General features: G+C 63.3%; 16 protein-coding genes. 5 read left to right on the forward strand and 11 right to left on the reverse strand.

What is annotated here, in order from left to right; translation table 11 throughout:
• Nucleotides 1-56: 56 nt before the first annotated feature.
• The gene (gene glyA / locus AOBCEHNH_RS01635; RefSeq protein ID WP_152062888.1) at nt 57-1,319 is read left to right on the forward strand and encodes a serine hydroxymethyltransferase; all 1,263 of its coding nucleotides are present in this window, start codon (nt 57-59) and stop codon (nt 1,317-1,319) included.
• Between the two features lie 151 nt (nt 1,320-1,470).
• Here glyA and AOBCEHNH_RS01640 read toward each other — a convergent pair whose 3' ends face one another.
• The 5 genes from AOBCEHNH_RS01640 to AOBCEHNH_RS01660 form a co-directional block, all read right to left on the reverse strand.
• On the reverse strand, nt 1,471-2,706 hold the full coding sequence (locus AOBCEHNH_RS01640) for an MFS transporter (RefSeq protein ID WP_226803181.1): 1,236 nt from the start codon (nt 2,704-2,706) through the stop codon (nt 1,471-1,473).
• Between the two features lie 206 nt (nt 2,707-2,912).
• A complete protein-coding gene (locus AOBCEHNH_RS01645; protein ID WP_152062890.1) occupies nt 2,913-4,841 on the reverse strand; it encodes a heavy metal translocating P-type ATPase in 1,929 nt (642 codons plus the stop codon).
• 127 nt (nt 4,842-4,968) lie between these two features.
• Nucleotides 4,969-5,187: a cation transporter gene (locus AOBCEHNH_RS01650; RefSeq protein ID WP_039910316.1), complete on the reverse strand. Its 219-nt coding sequence runs from the start codon at nt 5,185-5,187 to the stop codon at nt 4,969-4,971.
• 103 nt (nt 5,188-5,290) lie between these two features.
• A complete protein-coding gene (locus tag AOBCEHNH_RS01655; protein ID WP_193221138.1) occupies nt 5,291-5,650 on the reverse strand; it encodes an ArsR/SmtB family transcription factor in 360 nt (119 codons plus the stop codon).
• 312 nt (nt 5,651-5,962) lie between these two features.
• On the reverse strand, nt 5,963-6,814 hold the full coding sequence (locus AOBCEHNH_RS01660; RefSeq protein WP_193221139.1) for a putative endonuclease domain-containing protein: 852 nt from the start codon (nt 6,812-6,814) through the stop codon (nt 5,963-5,965).
• A gap of 763 nt (nt 6,815-7,577) precedes the next feature.
• Here AOBCEHNH_RS01660 and AOBCEHNH_RS01665 point away from each other — a divergent pair.
• Complete coding sequence (locus AOBCEHNH_RS01665; RefSeq protein WP_193221140.1) at nt 7,578-7,718, forward strand: hypothetical protein; 141 nt, start codon at nt 7,578-7,580, stop codon at nt 7,716-7,718.
• Here the strand turns inward: AOBCEHNH_RS01665 and larD are convergent.
• Nucleotides 7,715-8,446 carry a D/L-lactic acid transporter LarD gene (larD, locus tag AOBCEHNH_RS01670; RefSeq protein ID WP_152062892.1) on the reverse strand — a complete coding sequence of 244 codons (732 nt, stop codon included), beginning with the start codon at nt 8,444-8,446 and terminating at the stop codon, nt 7,715-7,717. The genes AOBCEHNH_RS01665 and larD overlap by 4 nt on opposite strands.
• A gap of 99 nt (nt 8,447-8,545) precedes the next feature.
• The gene (gene larA / locus AOBCEHNH_RS01675) at nt 8,546-9,820 is read right to left on the reverse strand and encodes a nickel-dependent lactate racemase (protein WP_152062893.1); all 1,275 of its coding nucleotides are present in this window, start codon (nt 9,818-9,820) and stop codon (nt 8,546-8,548) included.
• Nucleotides 9,821-9,981: 161 nt separating this feature from the next.
• Between larA and AOBCEHNH_RS01680 the strand changes: the two genes are divergently transcribed.
• On the forward strand, nt 9,982-10,650 hold the full coding sequence (locus tag AOBCEHNH_RS01680; protein ID WP_050750538.1) for a Crp/Fnr family transcriptional regulator: 669 nt from the start codon (nt 9,982-9,984) through the stop codon (nt 10,648-10,650).
• Between the two features lie 90 nt (nt 10,651-10,740).
• Here AOBCEHNH_RS01680 and AOBCEHNH_RS01685 read toward each other — a convergent pair whose 3' ends face one another.
• On the reverse strand, nt 10,741-12,078 hold the full coding sequence (locus AOBCEHNH_RS01685) for an immunoglobulin-like domain-containing protein (protein WP_226803182.1): 1,338 nt from the start codon (nt 12,076-12,078) through the stop codon (nt 10,741-10,743).
• 364 nt (nt 12,079-12,442) lie between these two features.
• Complete coding sequence (locus tag AOBCEHNH_RS01690; protein ID WP_118271641.1) at nt 12,443-13,408, reverse strand: 3'-5' exonuclease; 966 nt, start codon at nt 13,406-13,408, stop codon at nt 12,443-12,445.
• Nucleotides 13,409-13,854: 446 nt separating this feature from the next.
• Between AOBCEHNH_RS01690 and AOBCEHNH_RS01695 the strand changes: the two genes are divergently transcribed.
• The gene (locus AOBCEHNH_RS01695; protein ID WP_152062894.1) at nt 13,855-14,937 is read left to right on the forward strand and encodes a putative manganese transporter; all 1,083 of its coding nucleotides are present in this window, start codon (nt 13,855-13,857) and stop codon (nt 14,935-14,937) included.
• 91 nt (nt 14,938-15,028) lie between these two features.
• Here AOBCEHNH_RS01695 and AOBCEHNH_RS01700 read toward each other — a convergent pair whose 3' ends face one another.
• Nucleotides 15,029-15,541, reverse strand: a complete 513-nt coding sequence (locus tag AOBCEHNH_RS01700; protein ID WP_152062895.1) for a YaiI/YqxD family protein — start codon at nt 15,539-15,541, stop codon at nt 15,029-15,031.
• A gap of 123 nt (nt 15,542-15,664) precedes the next feature.
• Here AOBCEHNH_RS01700 and AOBCEHNH_RS01705 point away from each other — a divergent pair, with 123 nt between their 5' ends.
• Nucleotides 15,665-16,702 carry a DUF1287 domain-containing protein gene (locus AOBCEHNH_RS01705; RefSeq protein ID WP_226803183.1) on the forward strand — a complete coding sequence of 346 codons (1,038 nt, stop codon included), beginning with the start codon at nt 15,665-15,667 and terminating at the stop codon, nt 16,700-16,702.
• A gap of 98 nt (nt 16,703-16,800) precedes the next feature.
• Here the strand turns inward: AOBCEHNH_RS01705 and AOBCEHNH_RS01710 are convergent, their stop codons facing one another.
• Nucleotides 16,801-17,568 carry a MerR family transcriptional regulator gene (locus AOBCEHNH_RS01710; RefSeq protein ID WP_152062896.1) on the reverse strand — a complete coding sequence of 256 codons (768 nt, stop codon included), beginning with the start codon at nt 17,566-17,568 and terminating at the stop codon, nt 16,801-16,803.
• Nucleotides 17,569-17,651: the final 83 nt, after the last annotated feature.

Below are 17,651 nucleotides of genomic sequence, written 5' to 3' on the forward strand. Positions count from 1 at the left end.
GCCATGTGCAGCGAATCCGGCCGGCGGCCGTGAACATCACAAGAACGGAGACCCACATGTTTGAATCCCCGTCCCGCGTGCTATTCGACCGCGACCCCGCCATCGCGCAGGCGATCCAAGGGGAGCTCACCCGCGAGCGCCGAAGCATCGAGCTCATCGCCTCCGAGAATTTCACCAGTCCGGCTGTGCTCGAGGCAGTCGGCAGCGTGCTCACCAACAAGTATGCCGAAGGTTATCCCGCGCATCGTTACTACGGCGGATGCGAGCAGGTCGACGTGGTGGAGGACCTGGCCCGCGAGCGCGCTTGCAGACTGTTCGGGTGCAAGCATGCCAATGTGCAGCCCCACTGCGGCGCAAACGCCAATCTGGCGGCCTACGCGGCCCTTGTGAAGCCTGGCGACACGATCCTCGGCATGAGTCTCGACCATGGCGGCCATCTCACCCACGGCAGCCCGGTGAACTTCTCGGGCAAGCTGTACAACTTCGTTCCCTACGGCCTGTCTCTCGAGACTGAGACCATCGACTATGACGAGCTCGAGCGCCTGGCCGAGGCCGAGCACCCGGCGCTGATCGTGGCTGGCGCCTCCGCCTACGCGCGCACTATCGATTTTGAGCGCATCGCAGCCATCGCGCATGGCGTGGGCGCCCGTCTCATGGTGGACATGGCGCATATCGCCGGCTTGGTCGCGACGGGCGCGCATCCTTCGCCCTTTCCGCATGCCGATGTCGTCACCTCGACGAGCCACAAGACCCTACGCGGCCCGCGCGGCGGCTTTATCCTCACCAACGACGACGAGCTTGCCCGCGCCATTGACAAGGCGGTGTTTCCGGGCACGCAGGGCGGTCCGCTCATGCATGTGATCGCGGGCAAGGCGGTGGCCTTTGGCGAGGCCCTGCGCCCCGAGTTCAAGACGTATATCGACCACGTGGTCGAGAACGCTGCGGCACTTGGCGAGGGGATGGCGGCAGGCGGCCTGCGACTCGTGTCCGGTGGGACCGATAACCACCTGTGCCTGGTCGATCTCACTGCCGCGGGCATCTCGGGCAAGGATGCCGAGACGCTGCTCGATGCGGTGGGGCTCACCGTCAACAAGAACTCGATTCCCGGTGAGACACGTTCCCCGTTTGTGACGAGCGGCATTCGCGTGGGGTCTGCCGCGGCCACTACGCGTGACTTCACGGCAGAGGAGTTCCATGAGATCGGCGGCCTTATCGCGCGCGTGGTGTTTGCCCCGCAAGACGCGAGAGAGCGTATGTGCGTGCGCAAGCGTGTGGAAACCCTGCTCGAGGCGCATCCGCTGTATCCGGGGATGGCGTAGCCGGGTCTTCGCTGCTGTCGAGGTCTCCGCTGCTGTTGGGACGTCCACCGCTACTGGGACGTCTCGACAGCCGAGGCCCCTGCCGCTGTCGGGACGTCCGCCGCCGCCGAGGTCCCTGCCGCCGCCGCGGACGTCTCTGCAGCCTAGGCTCTTACCGCCGTTTGGTGGCGAGGCACACGGTGAGCGCCGCGAGCGCCCATGCGACAAGCGAGAATGCCGCGCCCACCAGGCCCACGTACGGCATGCCGGGCCCGGAGATGACCGCGCCGCCCACGGCGGTGCCGAAGGCGATGCCCACGTTGAACGCCGTGGGCTCCAGCGAGCTCGCGAGCGTGAGCGCCTGCGGGTACTCCTCGGCGGCGGTGGTCATGAACAGCGAGATGCACGGCGTGCTCACCACGTACATGGTGAGGGCGATGCCGAGGATGATCGCGAGGGCCCAGGGCATGGCGGGGCCGACCGCCCAGAGGCCGAAGAGCAGGACTGCCTGGATCGGAAAGCTCACGAGCATGGTCTTCACGCCGAAGCGAGCGTCGCACCAGCCGCTGAGCAGGTTGGAGGCGAAGCACATGCCGCCGTACGCCATGAGTGCGCCGCTCGCCTCAAGGGTTCCCATGCCGAGGATGTTCTCGAGGTAGGGCGTTACGTAGCCGTAGAACACGTAGATGGAGCCCACGCCGAACATGAAGATGGCGGTTCCGGCGATGATGCGCGGGTCGCGCAGGAGCGGCATCTGCTCGCGTGCGGTGGCCGGGATATCGGTCGCGCCGGTGCGGGGCAGCACGAGAATGAGCGCCGCACACACGACGAGGGACATGACGAGCGTGCCGATGACGGCGTAGTGCCACTCCCAGGTGGCGGCGATGAACTTGCCCGCCGAGGTGGAGATGACCATGGCGATGGAGAACGCGGCGTATACGAGCGAGATGCAGATCGAGATGCGCTTCATGCCGGCGAGCTCGGGGATGTAGGTCGCGCCGATTGCGAGTAGGGCGCCCGAGACCAGGCCGATGAGCACGCGGGCCGCAAGCAGCATCTCGAAGCTCGTGGCGAGCACCGCGGCGCCGTTGCCAGCGCAAAATAGGATGGAGTAGCCGATCAACAGCGTGCGGCGGGGGATGCGGCCGGTGCTGAGGGCCAACACGGGCGTTGCGATGGCGTAGGTGATGGAGAACACGCTCATGAGCATGCCCGCCTGGGAGAGCGGAACGCCGAAATCACGCGCGATCTCGGGTTGGATGCCGATCACGATGAACTCTGAGCAGCCGAGTGAGAACCCGAGCGCGATGAGCAGGCCGATGCACAGCAGCGCGTACGGGGTGAGGTGGACGGTGTCCTGAGGCGCGGCGGGTGCGACCGGGGTGTCGGTGCGAGTGCTCGGTGTCACGGGTTCTCCCATCGTGATTTGGGCGTCATCGGTGTTCAAATTGACCATTATGCCATGGCTGGGAGCCGGCGGGCGAGCGCCCTCGACGAGGGGCGCCGTGCTTGCGAAAAGCGGTTTGCCGGCCTGACTCGGCCTCCCACGATGCAAAAAGCCCCGTCGGGATCGACGGGGCGTCATATGGGTGATGCGGGCGTGTTCTCGCGTCGCTAGCAATCTTTCACGTTCATTGCGCGCATGGCGTTCAGGATGGCGATCACCGCTACGCCCACGTCGCCGAACACGGCGAGCCACATGTTGGCGATGCCCACCGCGGCGAGCGCGAGGATGAGCAGCTTCACGCCGATCGCGAACACGATGTTCTGGTGCACGATGCGCATGGTCTTGCGCGCGACCCGGATGGCGCGGGCGATATTGCTCGGCTTGTCGTCCATGAGCACGATGTCGGCAGCCTCGATGGCGGCGTCCGAACCCATGGCGCCCATGGCGATGCCCACGTCGGCGCGGGTGAGGACCGGTGCGTCGTTGATGCCGTCGCCCACGAAGGCAAGGTTGCCGCGGGCGGAGTCGAGGATGCGCTCCACCTGCTCGACCTTGTCGCCGGGCAGCAGCTGGGCATGGTACTCGTCAAGACCGAGGTCGGAGGCCACGGAGCGGGCCACCTCCTCACGGTCGCCCGTGAGCATGATGCAGCGCTCCACGCCCGCGGCGTGCAGGTCGGCGATGGCCTGGGCAGCGTCGTCTTTCACGGTGTCGGCGATGACGATGTGGCCGGCGTAGGCGCCGTCGATCGCCACATGCAGGATGGTGCCGGTGAGTTCGCAGTCGGGGCAGGAGATGCCGTGCGCGCTCATGAGCTTGTCGTTGCCCACCAGGACGGCATGTCCGTCGACGGTCGCCTTCACGCCGTGTCCCGACTCCTCGGCGGCACCCTCGATGCGCGCTTGGTCGATGATGCGCTCCGAATCCGCGGGAGCCTCGTCCAGATACGCCTTCTTGACCGAGAGGGCGATGGGGTGGTCGGAGAACGCCTCGGCATGCGCGGCCACGGCGAGCAGCTGGTCGCTGTCGATAGCGTCTGCCGGGTGCACGCCCACGACGCCGAAGGTGCCCGAGGTGAGGGTGCCCGTCTTGTCGAAAACGACCGTGTCGACTTGCGCGAGTGCCTCGAGATGGTTGGAGCCCTTCACCAGGATGCCGAGGCGGCTCGCGCCACCGATACCGCCAAAGAACGACAACGGCACGGAGATGACGAGCGCGCACGGGCAGCTCACCACGAGGAAGGTCAGGCCGCGCAGGATCCAGCCGGCCCACGCGCCCATGCCCAGCAGCGGCGGGACCACGGCGATGGCGACGGCGGCGAGGGTGACGATGGGGGTGTAGACGCGGGCGAAGCGCGTGATGAAGTTCTCGGTACGTGCCTTCTTCTCGCTGGCATTCTCCACGAGCTCGAGGATGCGGCTTACGGTCGACGTGCCGAAGAGCTTGGTGGTGCGGATGCGCAGGACGCCGGTCATGTTGATGCAGCCGGAGATGACCTCGCCGCCCACCTCGATGTGACGCGGCACGGACTCGCCGGTAAGGGCGGCTGTGTCGAGCTGTGAGGTGCCGTCGACCACGACGCCGTCGATCGGCACACGCTCGCCGGGCTTGACCACGATGATGTCGCCGACCTGCACTTCATCCGGGTCGACTTCGACAATCGCGCCGTCGCGCTCGATGTTGGCGTAATCGGGGGCGATGTCCATCATGGCGGCGATGGACTTGCGGCTCTTGCCCACGGCATAGCTTTGGAACAGTTCGCCCACCTGGTAGAAGAGCATGACGGCAGCGCCCTCGGCCATGTGCGGCTCGGTCTCGGGGAAGAAGATCATGGCGAATGCGCCGATGGTGGCGACGGCCATGAGGAAGCTCTCGTCGAAGGCCTCGCCGCGGCGGATGTTGCGCCATGCCTTGAGCAGGACGTCGTGCCCGGCGATGAGGTAGGGGATGAGGTAGAGCGCGAAGCTCGCGTACAGCGCGCCCGGCTCGCCGAAGATGCCCGCGAGCACGCCGAGCTCGTCGAGCGCCATGACGGTGAAAAAGAGCGCGAGCGCGAGCAGGATGCGCTTCAGCCACTTCTTTTGCTTTTTGTTCATAAATGGTCCAATCGATGGGGCTCGCCGGTCGTCGGCGGTTCACGGGTATCTGTGAGGGCTGGGCGGGCGGTCGGTGACCGCGCAGTTCGCTCAGCGCCGTCGGCGGGCGTCGGGCAGCGCGTGCGTCTTAGCGCAGGATCTCGCAGTCGGGCTCGACCTCGGCGGTGAGCTTGACCACGGCGTCGAGCACGGCGTCGAAGTCCTCGTCGGCGGCCTCGAGGGTGAGCTTCTGGGTGAGGAAGTTGATCTTGGCGTCCTGCACGCCGTCGAGCTTCTTGATGGCGTCCTCGAGCTTGCCGGCGCAGACGGCGCAGTCGATCTCGTCGAGCTTGAAAACCTTACGCATGATGGGGTCCTTTCGGTTGGTTGGGAAGACTATCGAGGCCGCCCGGGTGGGCGTTTGCTCGCGGTTCCTCAATGTAGGGACAGTCCCTACATTGAGGTGGGGGTTACTCGCAGATGTGGGTGAGGCCCTGGTCGAGGATGGTCAGGACGTGGTCGTCGGCGAGCGAGTAGTGGATGTTGCGGCCGTCGCGACGGAATTTGACCAGATGCGCCTGCTTGAGGATGCGCAGCTGGTGGGAGACGGCCGATTGCGAGGCTCCGAGGTTCTCGGCGATCTCGTTGACGCTCTTCTCATCGTTCATGAGGGCATAGAGAATCTTGATGCGCGTGGTGTCGCTGAAGACCTTGAAGAGGTCGGCGAGGTCGTAGAGCATCTCCTCCTCGGGGAGGGACTCCGCGGCGTCGTCCAAAGCGCGCTCCGGCGTGTCGGCGTTCAGGCCGCACTGGTTCTCATGGGTATCCATGGCACCTCCTCTCATATGAACACATACTCATATATCTACTACAAATGATTATATGAACGTATGCTCATATGTCAAGGAGACTATGGTGAATCGTCGGAAATCGGTCTGCGTTAACCCCATGTCGACCGATTTACCCTGCATTCCGGATCAACTGCTTGAACTGGATGAGCTTTTTCGTATCGATTTGAGGAATCACAAAGTAGCTGGAGCGCACTGCCCGAGTGAATCCTGCGGTTTTAAGGAGGGCGAGGCGTTATATATCAGGCGGATTCAGGAATCGATACGAAAAAGCTCATTGAGCCTGAAACGGGCTCAGCGATTTGTTCCCGATGGACGGTTTTCGTGGTAGGGCCAAGCGCGGAAAAGCGCGTCACGCATCTCGGATTGCTTTCGGGCCAATCTCGGTGTGGGACTTGGCAGCTTTGTATTCAGGGTGTTGGAGAGGCGTTGTGCGAGCAGCTCGAAACGCGCACGGTCCGAAATCTGCTTATAGGAGATGCGGATTACCTCGATGCCCATGCTTTCCAATGCGAGCGCCCGATCGTCATCGGCTTGCGCTCTCCCGCGGCTGTCGTGCACCATTTCACCTTGGCATTCCACGATGACCATAGGGTGATCGGGTGTCTCCTCCCACACGATGTCACCGTATGCCTTTTTCAGTCCGGAAATGCGCCGGGCGCTGTCATCGAGCTTGATTTCAAGGTTGTTTTTAAGCCCGCCGAGCCCAAGACCTCCTAACCGTTGAGGCGACCCGATTAGGATGGAGGCTTTCGCCTCGAAGGGGGAGGCGACTTTCCCGGTGACGTATCGCATCGCCTTTGCAAGTTGGTTCCGTCCGCGCATCCCCTTCCCGGCGTTGAGGATGTAGCGGATATCGTCGAATTCGAGAAGGGGCGGCCTGGTCCACAAATCTGAAGGCTTCCCCTGGGTATCGGTTATGCATTGCCAAGAATCGAGCCTCTTGAATTCGCTCTGTATTACCGACTGATAGATGGCGTCGTCCATTTTAATGTTGGGGGAATAAAACGAAAACGAACCGGTGAATTCGTATATCAGCAAGGCGGTGCTGATGGGGTCGAGATGAGTTGAGAGCATCAACAACGTAAGGAGAGGAGATGTGACGGAGACGTCGAACGGCGTGTCGACAATCGCCTCCGCGGGCATGTCTTTGGTCCACAGATGCTGTTTCACAAGCGTTGAGGTCAGGCGGTCGCGCCCGAAGCTCAGTGCATGGATCGGGATGTGTATGATGCCTGTCGCGACTGGGCTTTGACGGAGCCGGGCTCGTCCATAGGGGGTATCGAAGTCGGGGATCGGGGGAAGGGCATAAAGGTAGCGGGGCGGTGTCCTGTAGTACCGCAGCGCAGATATGTCGCAGAGAACCTTTGTCATGGCGGACAGGATAAGGGACGTCTGCCTGTGGGGCAATGGATTCCCCCGAACGGTAGCCAATGGCAAATTAACGGTTCTACCTGCATGTTCAATACGAATAATTGTCAGAAATGCGACGGTTCCACGTTGGATGACGTCAGGCGGCCCGTCAGATTGAGGGCAGATGCACGGCATGGGGCGGTTGTCTACCGGGCGATTGACGAACTTCGCATGAGGTGCGAGCGACCTGGGCTCGAGCTGTGGCCACGGGATGGCGCGCCCTAGCCTCGCGGAGCTTTTTCGTACTAATTTGGAGGTTGGTCGAGTATGGGGTGTGTCTTGGTGCGTGTATTTGCAGGAAAAGCCTACATATGCCAGGGCTCTATAATGCAAATCGTCAAATCGATACGAAAAAGCTTCACGAGGGGCTGCGGCCTTATATCTGGGTGCCGCCGATCTCCGGTGGCAGGGAAATCGAGCGCTTTGCGGCGACAGGTGTGAGCAGCAGCCCCACGATGGGTCAGAGGAAATTGCTCGGTAGCGAGGCGTTTTGGGCGTGGCCGAACGCCATGAGGATGAGGTCGGACGCGACGCCGGCTATCGCGGATGGGGTGCACGTGACCCCCAGGAGCGCAACCGCGAGGATGAGCCATCGGCCCCGGTCTACGTCTTAGGGATGCGGCAGCGCTTCCGCTAGAACACGATTCCGAGCACGGAAGTGGTGAACAGCGCGGCAGCGACGGCACCTACGAACGGGGCGATGCCGGGCACCACCAGGCCGTAGAGCCAGTTGTTGTCCACCTTGTTGCGAATGGGCAGCAGCTGGTAGGCGATGCGGGGGCCGAGGTCGCGCGCCTGGTTCATGGCGAAGCCGGTCACGCCGCCCAGGCCCATGCCCACGGCCCAGACGAGCAGGCCCACGCCGATTCCCAGCGCGAGATGGTTATCGCCCGCCTGAGCTGCGATCGCGAGGATGCCGGTGAGGAACACGAAGGTGGCGAACGCCTCGATGCAGAAGTTGCGGACCAGGTTGTAGGACTCGGGCGTGGGGTTGGTCGAGAAGATGTTGCGGATGGCGACGCCGTCGACCTCGCCTTCGGAGGCACGGAAATCATCTGCGTAGATGAGCCATGCGATGCAAGCTCCCGCGACGCCGCCGAGCATCTCGGCGATGGCGAAGGGCCCCACGCTGCTCCAGGGGATGAGGCCGACGATCGCCTGGCAAAGGGCCATGGCGGGGTTCATGCACACGCCGCCGAAGATGAACAGGCACACGCTGATGCCAAACGACCAGGTGGTGATCGCGAACATGTGGCCGGAGTCGCGGTACTTACTGCCCTTGAGCGTGATATCGCAGTGCACGCCGACGCCGAAGACGATCATGAGGGCGGTCGAGGCGAATTCGGCGAAGAGGTGGTTGATCATGGGGTTCCTTTCGGTGGTCGTTTCGTCTGAGGCGATCGTTGCCGTGGTGTGTCGTGCTGGTCTGTCGGTGGCGGCGATCTTATTTGGCGGGCCGAGTCGTTAGCGCTGAACGACGACGCCGAGCCCATCGGGGATGACGGCGAAGCGCGCGTTCGGCCCCTTGAGCTCGCGGGCCAGCTGCACGGCCTCGTCGACGGTGCTTGCGGGCGTCATGTGCATGGCTCGAATCATATCGTGGTCGCATAGGTCGCTCACGAGGATGACCGGATGATGGGCGAGGATGCGCGCGAAGATTTGGGCGGTCCACTGGTCGGGCAGCGTCTGGTCCTTGGGACGGTCGATGCAGGAGCGTTCGAACGCGGCGGGGTCGTTTTCCGCGATGTTCTTGAAGAAGCCCTCTCCGCCGTGGCCGTCGGCGCATCCCGCGACCGCGATGATGACGCCGCCTTCGTCGAGCGTTGCTTCAGCGGCGGTCATGCCCTTGACGGCCTGGTAGATGTTCTGGTCGAGCGGGTAGCCGCCGTTGGTGGTGATGGCAACGTCGCAGTCCACGGCGCTCACGCCGGCGAGCCCGCGCACAAAATCGCAGCCCGCCTCGTGCGCCGCATGGATGTCGCCCGCGAACGCTCCGATGACATGGTGCTCTCCGTCCAGCACGACGTTCAGGATGAAGGCGAGGCCCGCCATTTCGGCGGCGGCCATCATGTCGTCGTGCACGCGGTTGCCCTCGATGATGCCCGCTCGCGACCGCGGGTCGTGCACGAACTGCCCGTTGTGGTTGTACATGATGGTCTTGTAGGAGGCCACGCCCGGCAGCACCGACTTGCGAGACCCCGAGAAGCCGGCGAAGAAATGCGGCTCGATGAAGCCCTCGGCGAGCAGCAGGTCGGCTTCGGCTGCGATACGGTTGATGATGCACTCGCCGCCGGAGGGCAGGGTCCCGATTGCGACCATCGCCTCGTCGTCGGTGGCGACGTGCATCACGATCTCCTCTTCGGCGACGATGCGTTCGCCATACTTGTCCACGAGCTCCTCATGTGTGGACGCCCGGTGCATGCCGGTCGCCACGAGAATACGCACGCGCGCCTCGGGTGCCGCCGCGTGGATGCGACGCAGCAGGATGGGCATCGTCACGCGTGAGGGAACCGGGCGCGTGTGATCGGAGCTGATGATCACGATGTCACGTTTGCCCTGGCAGAGCTGCTCGAGTGTGGGCGAGTCGTAAGGGGTGTCGAGCGCCCGCTCGACGAGCTCCTCCTGCCCAGCGTCGGGCGTGAAGTCTCCCTGCCTGCCCGCGAGCACGCCGACGACGCTTTCATCCGGCAGGCTCAGATGCATCCGTCCTCGGTCATATGGCAAATCTATATCAAACATGTGTGCCCCTCTCTTGGTTGATTGCCGGTACGGACGAGGGGTAACTATGGTTGTGATGGCATCGGGGCGGTCTGACCTATGTTGTTACCATTTGGTACAGCTTCGGCTTCACAGTCCGATAGAGTTGCGATTTCCAGAGGTCAGGTATGGGAGGGGTGCGCGTGATCGAGAGATCTGACTATCTCGTCGACTTTTTGCGCGAGCGGGGATTTCACGAGATGCGCAAAGCTCGCCATGAGTATCTCTCGTACTACGGCTTCGATCAGGAGTACGTGTTCGTTCTTGTGGAGGGCGTGGTCAAGGCGAGTGTCACGCTGCGCGAGGGCACCCGGTTCAACATCTCCTACATCAAGGGTCCGAGCCCCGTCTCGCTTCTCCGCGACGAGGTGAGCAGCCGTGCGAAATCCCCCTACAGCGTGCGCGTGGAATCTCCCGAGGCGATCTACATGGCGGTTCCCCGCGTGAGGTTCTGGGAGTTCGTGAATGAGGATTCTCGCTTGCTGGGCTATGTAAAGGACTATTACCGCGCGAGCCTGGAGGAGAGCCTCTATCGCATGCGCTATCTGACGATGAACGGGAAGGTCGGCGCCGTGGGAGGGTTCTTGTACGACCTGAACGAGCGCTTCGGCGTGCCGTGCGACGAGGGGAGCGTGATCGCCCTCGATGTCACAAACGAGGACATCGCGCAGTTCTGCGGGACCTCGTCGCGCACGAGCGTGAACCGCATCCTACGCGGTTTCAGAGAACAGGGCGTCATTTCGACGAGCGGGCACGACGGCCGCATCGTCATCCACGACGCGTCCATGCTGGAGCGTTATGTGATGGACTGACCCAGGTCGGGTGAGCATGGGCTCGCCGGGCGCCCGCGAGTCGGCACGCGCGAGGGCGAATTCATTTCTGCTGGCTGCCGCCGGCGCGTCCTATCCGTTCACCAGGGCGATAAACGAATCGAGCGGATACTCTCCGGAGATGCGCACGCGCGGGAGGGCGGTGACGTCGTCGCCCACATGCGCCCATGAGTTTTGCGTGGTGAAGGCGCAGAGGATGCCGGCGTCTCGCACAGCCGCGCGGCCGTCGTCGGTGACGTCGCCAAAGGGATAGGCGAAGGCCTGGGTCCCGCCCACGATCTCCTGCGCGTGCTTGAGATCTGCCGCGATCTCATCGCGGCTCATGGCGCTGATGATGCCGCCGTGCCCCACGTTGCCGCCGGGTTTGTGCATCCCAAAGGAATGGGACTCGAAGGCGACGTAAGGGCTGCGGTGGTCGATGACCTTTTGGGCGGCGTCGGCGTCGCTGGCGATGACGAACGAAGTCGCGGGCACTTGATACTTTTCGAGCAGGGGCACACCGACGTTTAGGAAGCCCATCTCGCCGTCATCGAACGTGAGGACGACGCTCTTCGCCGGAAGGCTGTGCTTCCCCTCGATGAAGGCCTTCACCTCGGGATACGACGGGAAGTAGAAATCGTTTTCCTTGAGGTAAGAAAGCTGCTGCTCAAACGTGGTGCTGGCGATGAAGTTGCCGTTGAGGTCCGCCGGCGGGTTTGCGGGGTCGTATACGTAGTGGTACATGAGGATGGGCACGCCGCCCTGCATGGTTTCCATCGACTCGACAACATGCACGGTGCGCACTGCCTTTGCGGTATGACCGGACGAGTCCGACACGCGATAGGTCACTTTGTACGTGCCGGGTTTGGAGGTGTCGACCTTGCCCGAGGTTTTAATCTTGGCGTTGAGCAAGCCGTCGGCGGGTTCGGCGGCATGGGCGCCCGCCTCGAGGTATTCCTCTCCCTTGAGCACATAGGTGTCTTTGGATCCGTTGAGGCCGATGACGATCTCGCCGGCGCCGCCGCCAGCCGTGCTGTCTTCTATGATGGGCGCGCTGCCGGGCTTATCCTGCGAGGGGCCTTCGCCTTTGGACATGGCTCGGAAGAGGGCCGTCCCTCCCATGCCGACAAGCGCGATGAGGACGAGCGCCGCGGCGATTCCTGCGATGCGCGTGTGCGAATTGCGCGGGGTCCGGCTGGAGTGCGGGGTCCGGTCGGAGCGCGGGGTCCGGCTGGAGCGCGGGACCTGGCCGCGGCGCGAGGTCTGGTCGTGGCGCGGGACCTGGCTGGAACGCGAGGCATGGCCGAGGCGCGAGGCCTGGCCGGAGCGCGAGGCTTGACGGGAGCCTGTCGCTCGATTGGGGCGCGGTGCTCGGCGCATGTGGGGTTTGGCAGGGGCCTGCGGATGATGCGCGACCTGGGGGCGAGCCACGCCTCGTTGACGAGCGGGTTGCTGTGGGTGGCGCGCGCCCTGAGGGCGGGGTGCGTGTCGGTTGCGATCGTTGGGGTTCACGTCGGCCTCCTGCGGACGATGGGCGTCATGGCGTCGAGTGTAACGCGAAAACGCTCCGAGTATAGGAGCGTTTTCTGCGAGTCCTCTTATTAAATTGTCACGCAGTTGTTGGTGGCGGAGCTTTTTCGTACTGATTTTGAGAAACCCGGAGTATGGGAGGTCTTGCGAACAACAAAACCGCAGGTTGCGGCAAGGCGCAAGGAGTATGTACTCGGCAAATCGGGAAAACAGTACGAAAAAGCTCGACCTTTCAGTGGGGTCACCGCACCGACGCAGTACGACCCTACTTGAGGAACATGTTCTTGAGGTTGAACTCTGCCTGCACGGTGCGCAGCATGAGGTCCGTGTCGTCGAGGCCCAGGTGCAGTTCGTTCTCGTCGGCGGCAAGTGTCCCGCGGCGACGCGCCCAGTTCTGCAAGCTGGCGGGCGCGCTCTCACGCGGGAGGGTACGGACCTCGCCGTCGACGGAGCGGCAGATGTGGCGCGAGTCGATGACGATGATCTTGCCCGCGCGGCGCGCCTCAGCGTAACCGGGCAGGTGCAGCATGAACCAGCTGTCCTCGAATGCTGCGTTGTGCGCCATGATGGGGTAGCGCTTCATGAGCTTGAGCAGCTCCTTCTGCAGCTTCGCGTCCTCGCGGAAGGGCGTCTTGCCGTCGAGGTCGGACCACTGGATATGGTGGATGTCGGCCAGCGGCACGCCCGTCTCGCGGTACATATCGGGGATGCCGCAGTAGAACGCCTGCGGGTCGTGCGGCACGGCGTCGCTGGTGAGCTCCATGATCTCCCAGCCCACGTTGATGATGTAGCCGCGCTCGGGTGCGCGCCCGGTGGTCTCGATGTCGATGCCGAGCACCGTGCCCTTGATGGGTTTGCGCACGTATGCGACGGAGTAGGCGTCGCGGTCGCCGCGGACCTCGCGAGCAACGGCGCTGGCGGCACGGCCCTGCATCTTGCCGATGCCGGCGCACAGGTCGGCGTCCGTTAGGTTGCGCGCGAGCAGCGGGCTCGAGAGGTTGCGCAGACGCGCCTCGCCGATCTGATCGCACAGTTCACGGTTCTGATCGGCCAGCGTGAGGATGACGCCGAAATCGAAGCCGGGCTCCTCGTTTGTGCGCCATTCGTCGAGCAGCGCCTTCATGGCCTCCTCGCCGCGCTGGCGCTCGGATTCCATGGCGTCATAGTCGCCGTAGATGAACATGGGGATGAAGGGCTGCATCGAGTATTCGAGTGCCTGCTGTGCGTTCATGGGAAGAGCTCCTATCGTGAAGAAAGCGGCCGCGCGGCGGTGCTCGTCGGGGTATTTTGGCGGGCCCGTGCGCGGTCGAAGATGGTTCGAACACGAGTATAGAGGGTCTCGGCGGGGCTGAAGTGTTTGAGGTGTGAAACTTATTTAGTGACAATTCGGATGCGGCCAACGTGGCCGAGACGATATCCATCGGAGCGAGCTAGTTCCCGATCGCCGAGCGGCGGATCCAGATCTGCATATGTGTCGCCCGACTGCGGAAGGCCGTGGCCGGGCGACTTTTTGTTGTCTGGAAGGACTGCTGTTCGTTACGAGTTATCCAAAGGCAACTTTTAGTATACTGGTTCACTCGCATATCGTGCGTTTGCCAAGTGGTGCGCGGGGTATGTAAACAGCTACGCCTCGGGGCGCTGGGCCCCGCTGGATGTTTCCGTTGAGGAGAGTCGGCCGTGGATCTGCTGCTGCATTTCATAGAGCATGCGCTCGAGGACACCCTTGTGCTCGTGCCGTTCCTGTTCGTGACCTATATTGCGCTCGAGGCGCTCGAACATGCCGCGGGCGCCCGTGCGAACGCGGTGGTTCGCCGCGCGGGCGCTGCCGGACCGGTTGCCGGCGCGCTGCTGGGCGTGGTCCCGCAGTGTGGCTTTTCGGCCATGGCGGCCACGCTCTATGCCGGTCGCGTGGTGACGCTCGGTACGCTCGTGGCGGTGTTTCTCTCCACGTCCGATGAGATGTTGCCCATGTTGGTGGCCGAGCGGGTCGACGCGGGGTTGCTGTTCCGTGTGCTGGGGTTGAAGGTGCTAGTCGCGCTCATCACGGGCGTGCTTGCCGACCTCGCCATCCGCGCGCTGCGCAAAAACGCCCGCGTGCACGCGTTCTTGCGTCGCACGGTGTTCTCGGTGCGTCGCGACGGCATGGAGGCCGACGTGGTGGATCAGATGGCCGAGGGCGGGGAGACTGCCGAGCACATTTGCCGTCTGTGCGAACAGGATCATTGCGGCTGCGGCCACGATCATGCGCATGTGCATGAAGGCGAGCACGGCCATGCGCACGGCCATGAGGATGCCGACGGTCACGTGGCGGGTTGCGACCATGATCACGGTCACGGCCACAGCCATGCCGGCGGGCGCTTCGGAATCGTCGGGTCGATCTTGATGAGCGCCGTCTCGCACACCGTGCAGGTGAGTCTCTTCATTTTCCTGGTGACGTTCGCGCTGGTGCTCGTTCTGGAAACGGTGGGTGAGGATGCCTTGGCCGCGTTCCTCTCGGGCAACCAGCTACTCGCGGTGTTCGCCTCGGCGCTGGTGGGCCTGGTGCCCAACTGCTCGGCGAGCGTGGTCATCACGCAGCTCTACTTGGAGGGCGTGCTGGGCTTCGCGCCGCTCATGGCCGGCCTGCTCACGTCTGCCGGCGTGGGGTACCTGGTGCTGTTCCGTACCAACCGCCACCCGCGCGAGAACGTCGTGATCGTGGTTGGACTGTTCTTGGTTGCATGCGTTTGGGGTCTGGTGTTCGCAGCGCTTGGGATGTAAGGCGCCGTCTGGTGCGTTTGTAAGGGGGCCTCGGTGCCAGAGCGGTACCGAGGCCTCTTTGCGTTTGAGGCGGGCGTGAAGGGGGGTGCGGTTAGCTGTCGAGAGCCTCGCGCAGGAGCTGGGCGAGGTTGCGCTGGAAGCGCTCACGGTCGTCGTCGGTGAAGGCGGCCGGCCCCTGTGTGCGTCCGCCCGCGCGGCGGACCTTTTTCTCCTCGTGGCGGATGAACAGCTGCATATCGATGGTGGCCTTGTTGTAGACGTGCCCGCGCACGCCGATGGCGGCAGCTCCGCGACCGAGCACCATGCTGGCAAGGCCGATGTCCTGCGTGACCACCACGTCGCCGGGCTCCAGGCGCTCGATGATGGCAAAGTCCGCGCTGTCGGCGCCGCATGAGACGTCGAGGGTCTCGGCCCAAAAGCCGGGATGCGTGGCGTCGCGCCCGCGGGCGTGTTCGGCGTCGCGCGGGTCGTCGCGGCGGATGCGGCGGGCGAGGTTTTGCGTGGAGTTCCCGGCGATGAGCACGGGGATGCGTGCCGATCGCGCGCAGGCGAGCGCCTCGCGTGTGACCGGGCACGCGTCGGCGTCGATGATGAGGGTGGGCATGGGGGAGATCCTAACGTTACGAAGCGGCAAATGATCAAAACCTGATTCCACCTGTATCATAATCTGCCGCGTGGGGTCCGTGTGGGGTACAACATCGAGGACAACGGCATCAGAATCCATCGCATGGACGACGCGGTGTGTCAAATGTACGACTTTGCCCAGGGGCGCTGGGTCAACAGCGCGGAGATCATGGACATGTTCATCGGCGAGCTGTGGGCTGACAAGGTGAGCGAAGCCGAGGCAAACAGCGTCACTCCGCGTGCCGCAGCAGAATCCATTCCCTGCGATAATGGTGCCGATTCGTCCGGACAAAAATCGATGCTGGCTGCTAAGGGTGCGAGTCAAAGCTTGCATAGGGACCCTGAGTGTCGCCGCATAACGGGGAAGGATGGAGGGATGGAAATGGGTGCGAGAAGAAGCGGGTCGCGCATTTTCATCGTCATGCTCGCAATACTTGCGCTCACGTTAATCGCCGTCGGTGCGGTCCGTATCGCGACGGGGCGCCTTTGCATCACATCTTCGCATCGCCCCGTCGACCGGTACGAGGGAGCCTCCGGGGCGGGCGATGCCGGCCTCTCCGCCGACCCCGCTGCCACGGTTGACGCCGACGCCGATGGCATCGCCGACAACGGTGATGTCCTTGCCGCTGCCCTCGCCTACATCCAGACCCGCCCGCACTACAAGAGCGTCTATTACCCTTCGGGCTATCCCGATGACAAACACGGCGTCTGCACCGATGTGGTTGCCATCGCGTGCCGGGAGGCGGGTTACGACCTTCAGGCACTCGTCGCGGCCGATGTTGCGCGGCGTCCAGAGGCCTATGCGATCGAGATTCCGGATCCGGCGATCGATTTCCGCCGCACGCCCAATCTCAAGGTCTTTTTCGATGCTCATGCGCAGCACCTGGTAGACGATGCCGATGAAATCACCGAATGGCGCGGTGGGGACATTGTCTTGTATGAGGGGCACATCGGGATTGTCTCCGACCGTCGCAATGAGCGCGGCGTTCCGTATCTCATTCATCATTCCGGGCCGTTTCAGTTGCGCTATGAGGAAGACAAGCTGCAAAGCTATGGACACATCGTCGGACATTATCGCTTGGATCCCACATGCTTCGCGCTGCTGTCACAGGGCGCAGATTCGCATAATTCCGCTACCTGACTTGGGCAGCTCTTCAAAGGTGGTGCCACAATGAAAATCAAGGGCCTCATATTCTTCGACATCGATGGGACGCTCGCGCGCGGCGTAATTTCGGCCCGCTATCGCGCGTGCGCGGCTATCGCATCCCGTAGCCAAGCGGCGCAGCCGGCGACGTTGCCATCGTAATAGGCGGTGAAACGCTCATCTGCGACGTACATCTCCGCGAGACCCCTGTGCGCTTCGGGCGTGTAGAAGTTCCAGGTGAATCCGAGCCACTCTCGGTGGAGGCGATAGATGCGTTCTCCCTCGTCGCCCGTGGGATCGGCATTCGCACTTACGGCCGCTTCGAGCGATTCGTTGATCGTACGCCCCAGCTCCTGGAAGCGCTCGAACTCGCTCTCGCTCAGGTTGAGCATCTTGCGGTTTGTCTCGTCCGCGGCGGTGTCGCCCCAGCGCTCGCGCACCTCGGCGCCGTGCTTGCGCTCGTTTTGCTCCACGAGGTCGCGCTTCATGCCCTCGAACTTCGCCTTATCGTCCATGGGGACTCCCTTCTCGATGTGCTCGATTGTGCGTTCGACGGTGCGGATGAGGGTATCGAGTCGCTCTCGTTCTGCCCTGAGCGTTCCAAGGTGGCGCGCGAGCGTTCGCCGGCGCTCCTCTTCCGTTGCGCTCAGGGCGCTTGGAATCTCCGCCACGCTCATTCCCATGTGGCGCAAGAGCAGGATTTCCTGCAAGCGGTCGAGGTCCGCAGGGGTGTAGCAGCGATATCCGCTGCCTGTTCGCGCGGGTACGAGCAGTCCCGCCTCTTCGTAATATCTGAGCGTTCGGGTTGAGACCCCCACGATGTCGGAGACTTCTCCGATGCCATAGGCCTTGTTCGCGCTCACATGCCCCTCCCGTTCCGTTTCGCCCGTAGGATAAACCTTTACGTAGCGTGAAGGTCAAGGGGTCGTTTTTGTGGGTTCAGATA

It is taken from the genome of Collinsella intestinalis (genome assembly GCF_902501455.1).
GTDB lineage: Bacteria > Actinomycetota > Coriobacteriia > Coriobacteriales > Coriobacteriaceae > Collinsella > Collinsella intestinalis.

Coding starts and splice junctions, on each gene's coding strand:
- AOBCEHNH_RS01645 (WP_152062890.1), bottom strand. CDS start 4,841: ATGAACAAAAAGCAAAAGAAGTGGCTGAAGCGCATCCTGCTCGCGCTC.
- AOBCEHNH_RS01690 (WP_118271641.1), bottom strand. CDS start 13,408: ATGAACGCACAGCAGGCACTCGAATACTCGATGCAGCCCTTCATCCCC.
- glyA (WP_152062888.1), top strand. CDS start 57: ATGTTTGAATCCCCGTCCCGCGTGCTATTCGACCGCGACCCCGCCATC.
- AOBCEHNH_RS01705 (WP_226803183.1), top strand. CDS start 15,665: ATGGACGACGCGGTGTGTCAAATGTACGACTTTGCCCAGGGGCGCTGG.
- AOBCEHNH_RS01650 (WP_039910316.1), bottom strand. CDS start 5,187: ATGCGTAAGGTTTTCAAGCTCGACGAGATCGACTGCGCCGTCTGCGCC.
- larA (WP_152062893.1), bottom strand. CDS start 9,820: ATGTTTGATATAGATTTGCCATATGACCGAGGACGGATGCATCTGAGC.
- AOBCEHNH_RS01700 (WP_152062895.1), bottom strand. CDS start 15,541: ATGCCCACCCTCATCATCGACGCCGACGCGTGCCCGGTCACACGCGAG.
- AOBCEHNH_RS01655 (WP_193221138.1), bottom strand. CDS start 5,650: ATGGATACCCATGAGAACCAGTGCGGCCTGAACGCCGACACGCCGGAG.
- larD (WP_152062892.1), bottom strand. CDS start 8,446: ATGATCAACCACCTCTTCGCCGAATTCGCCTCGACCGCCCTCATGATC.
- AOBCEHNH_RS01660 (WP_193221139.1), bottom strand. CDS start 6,814: ATGCCCGCGGAGGCGATTGTCGACACGCCGTTCGACGTCTCCGTCACA.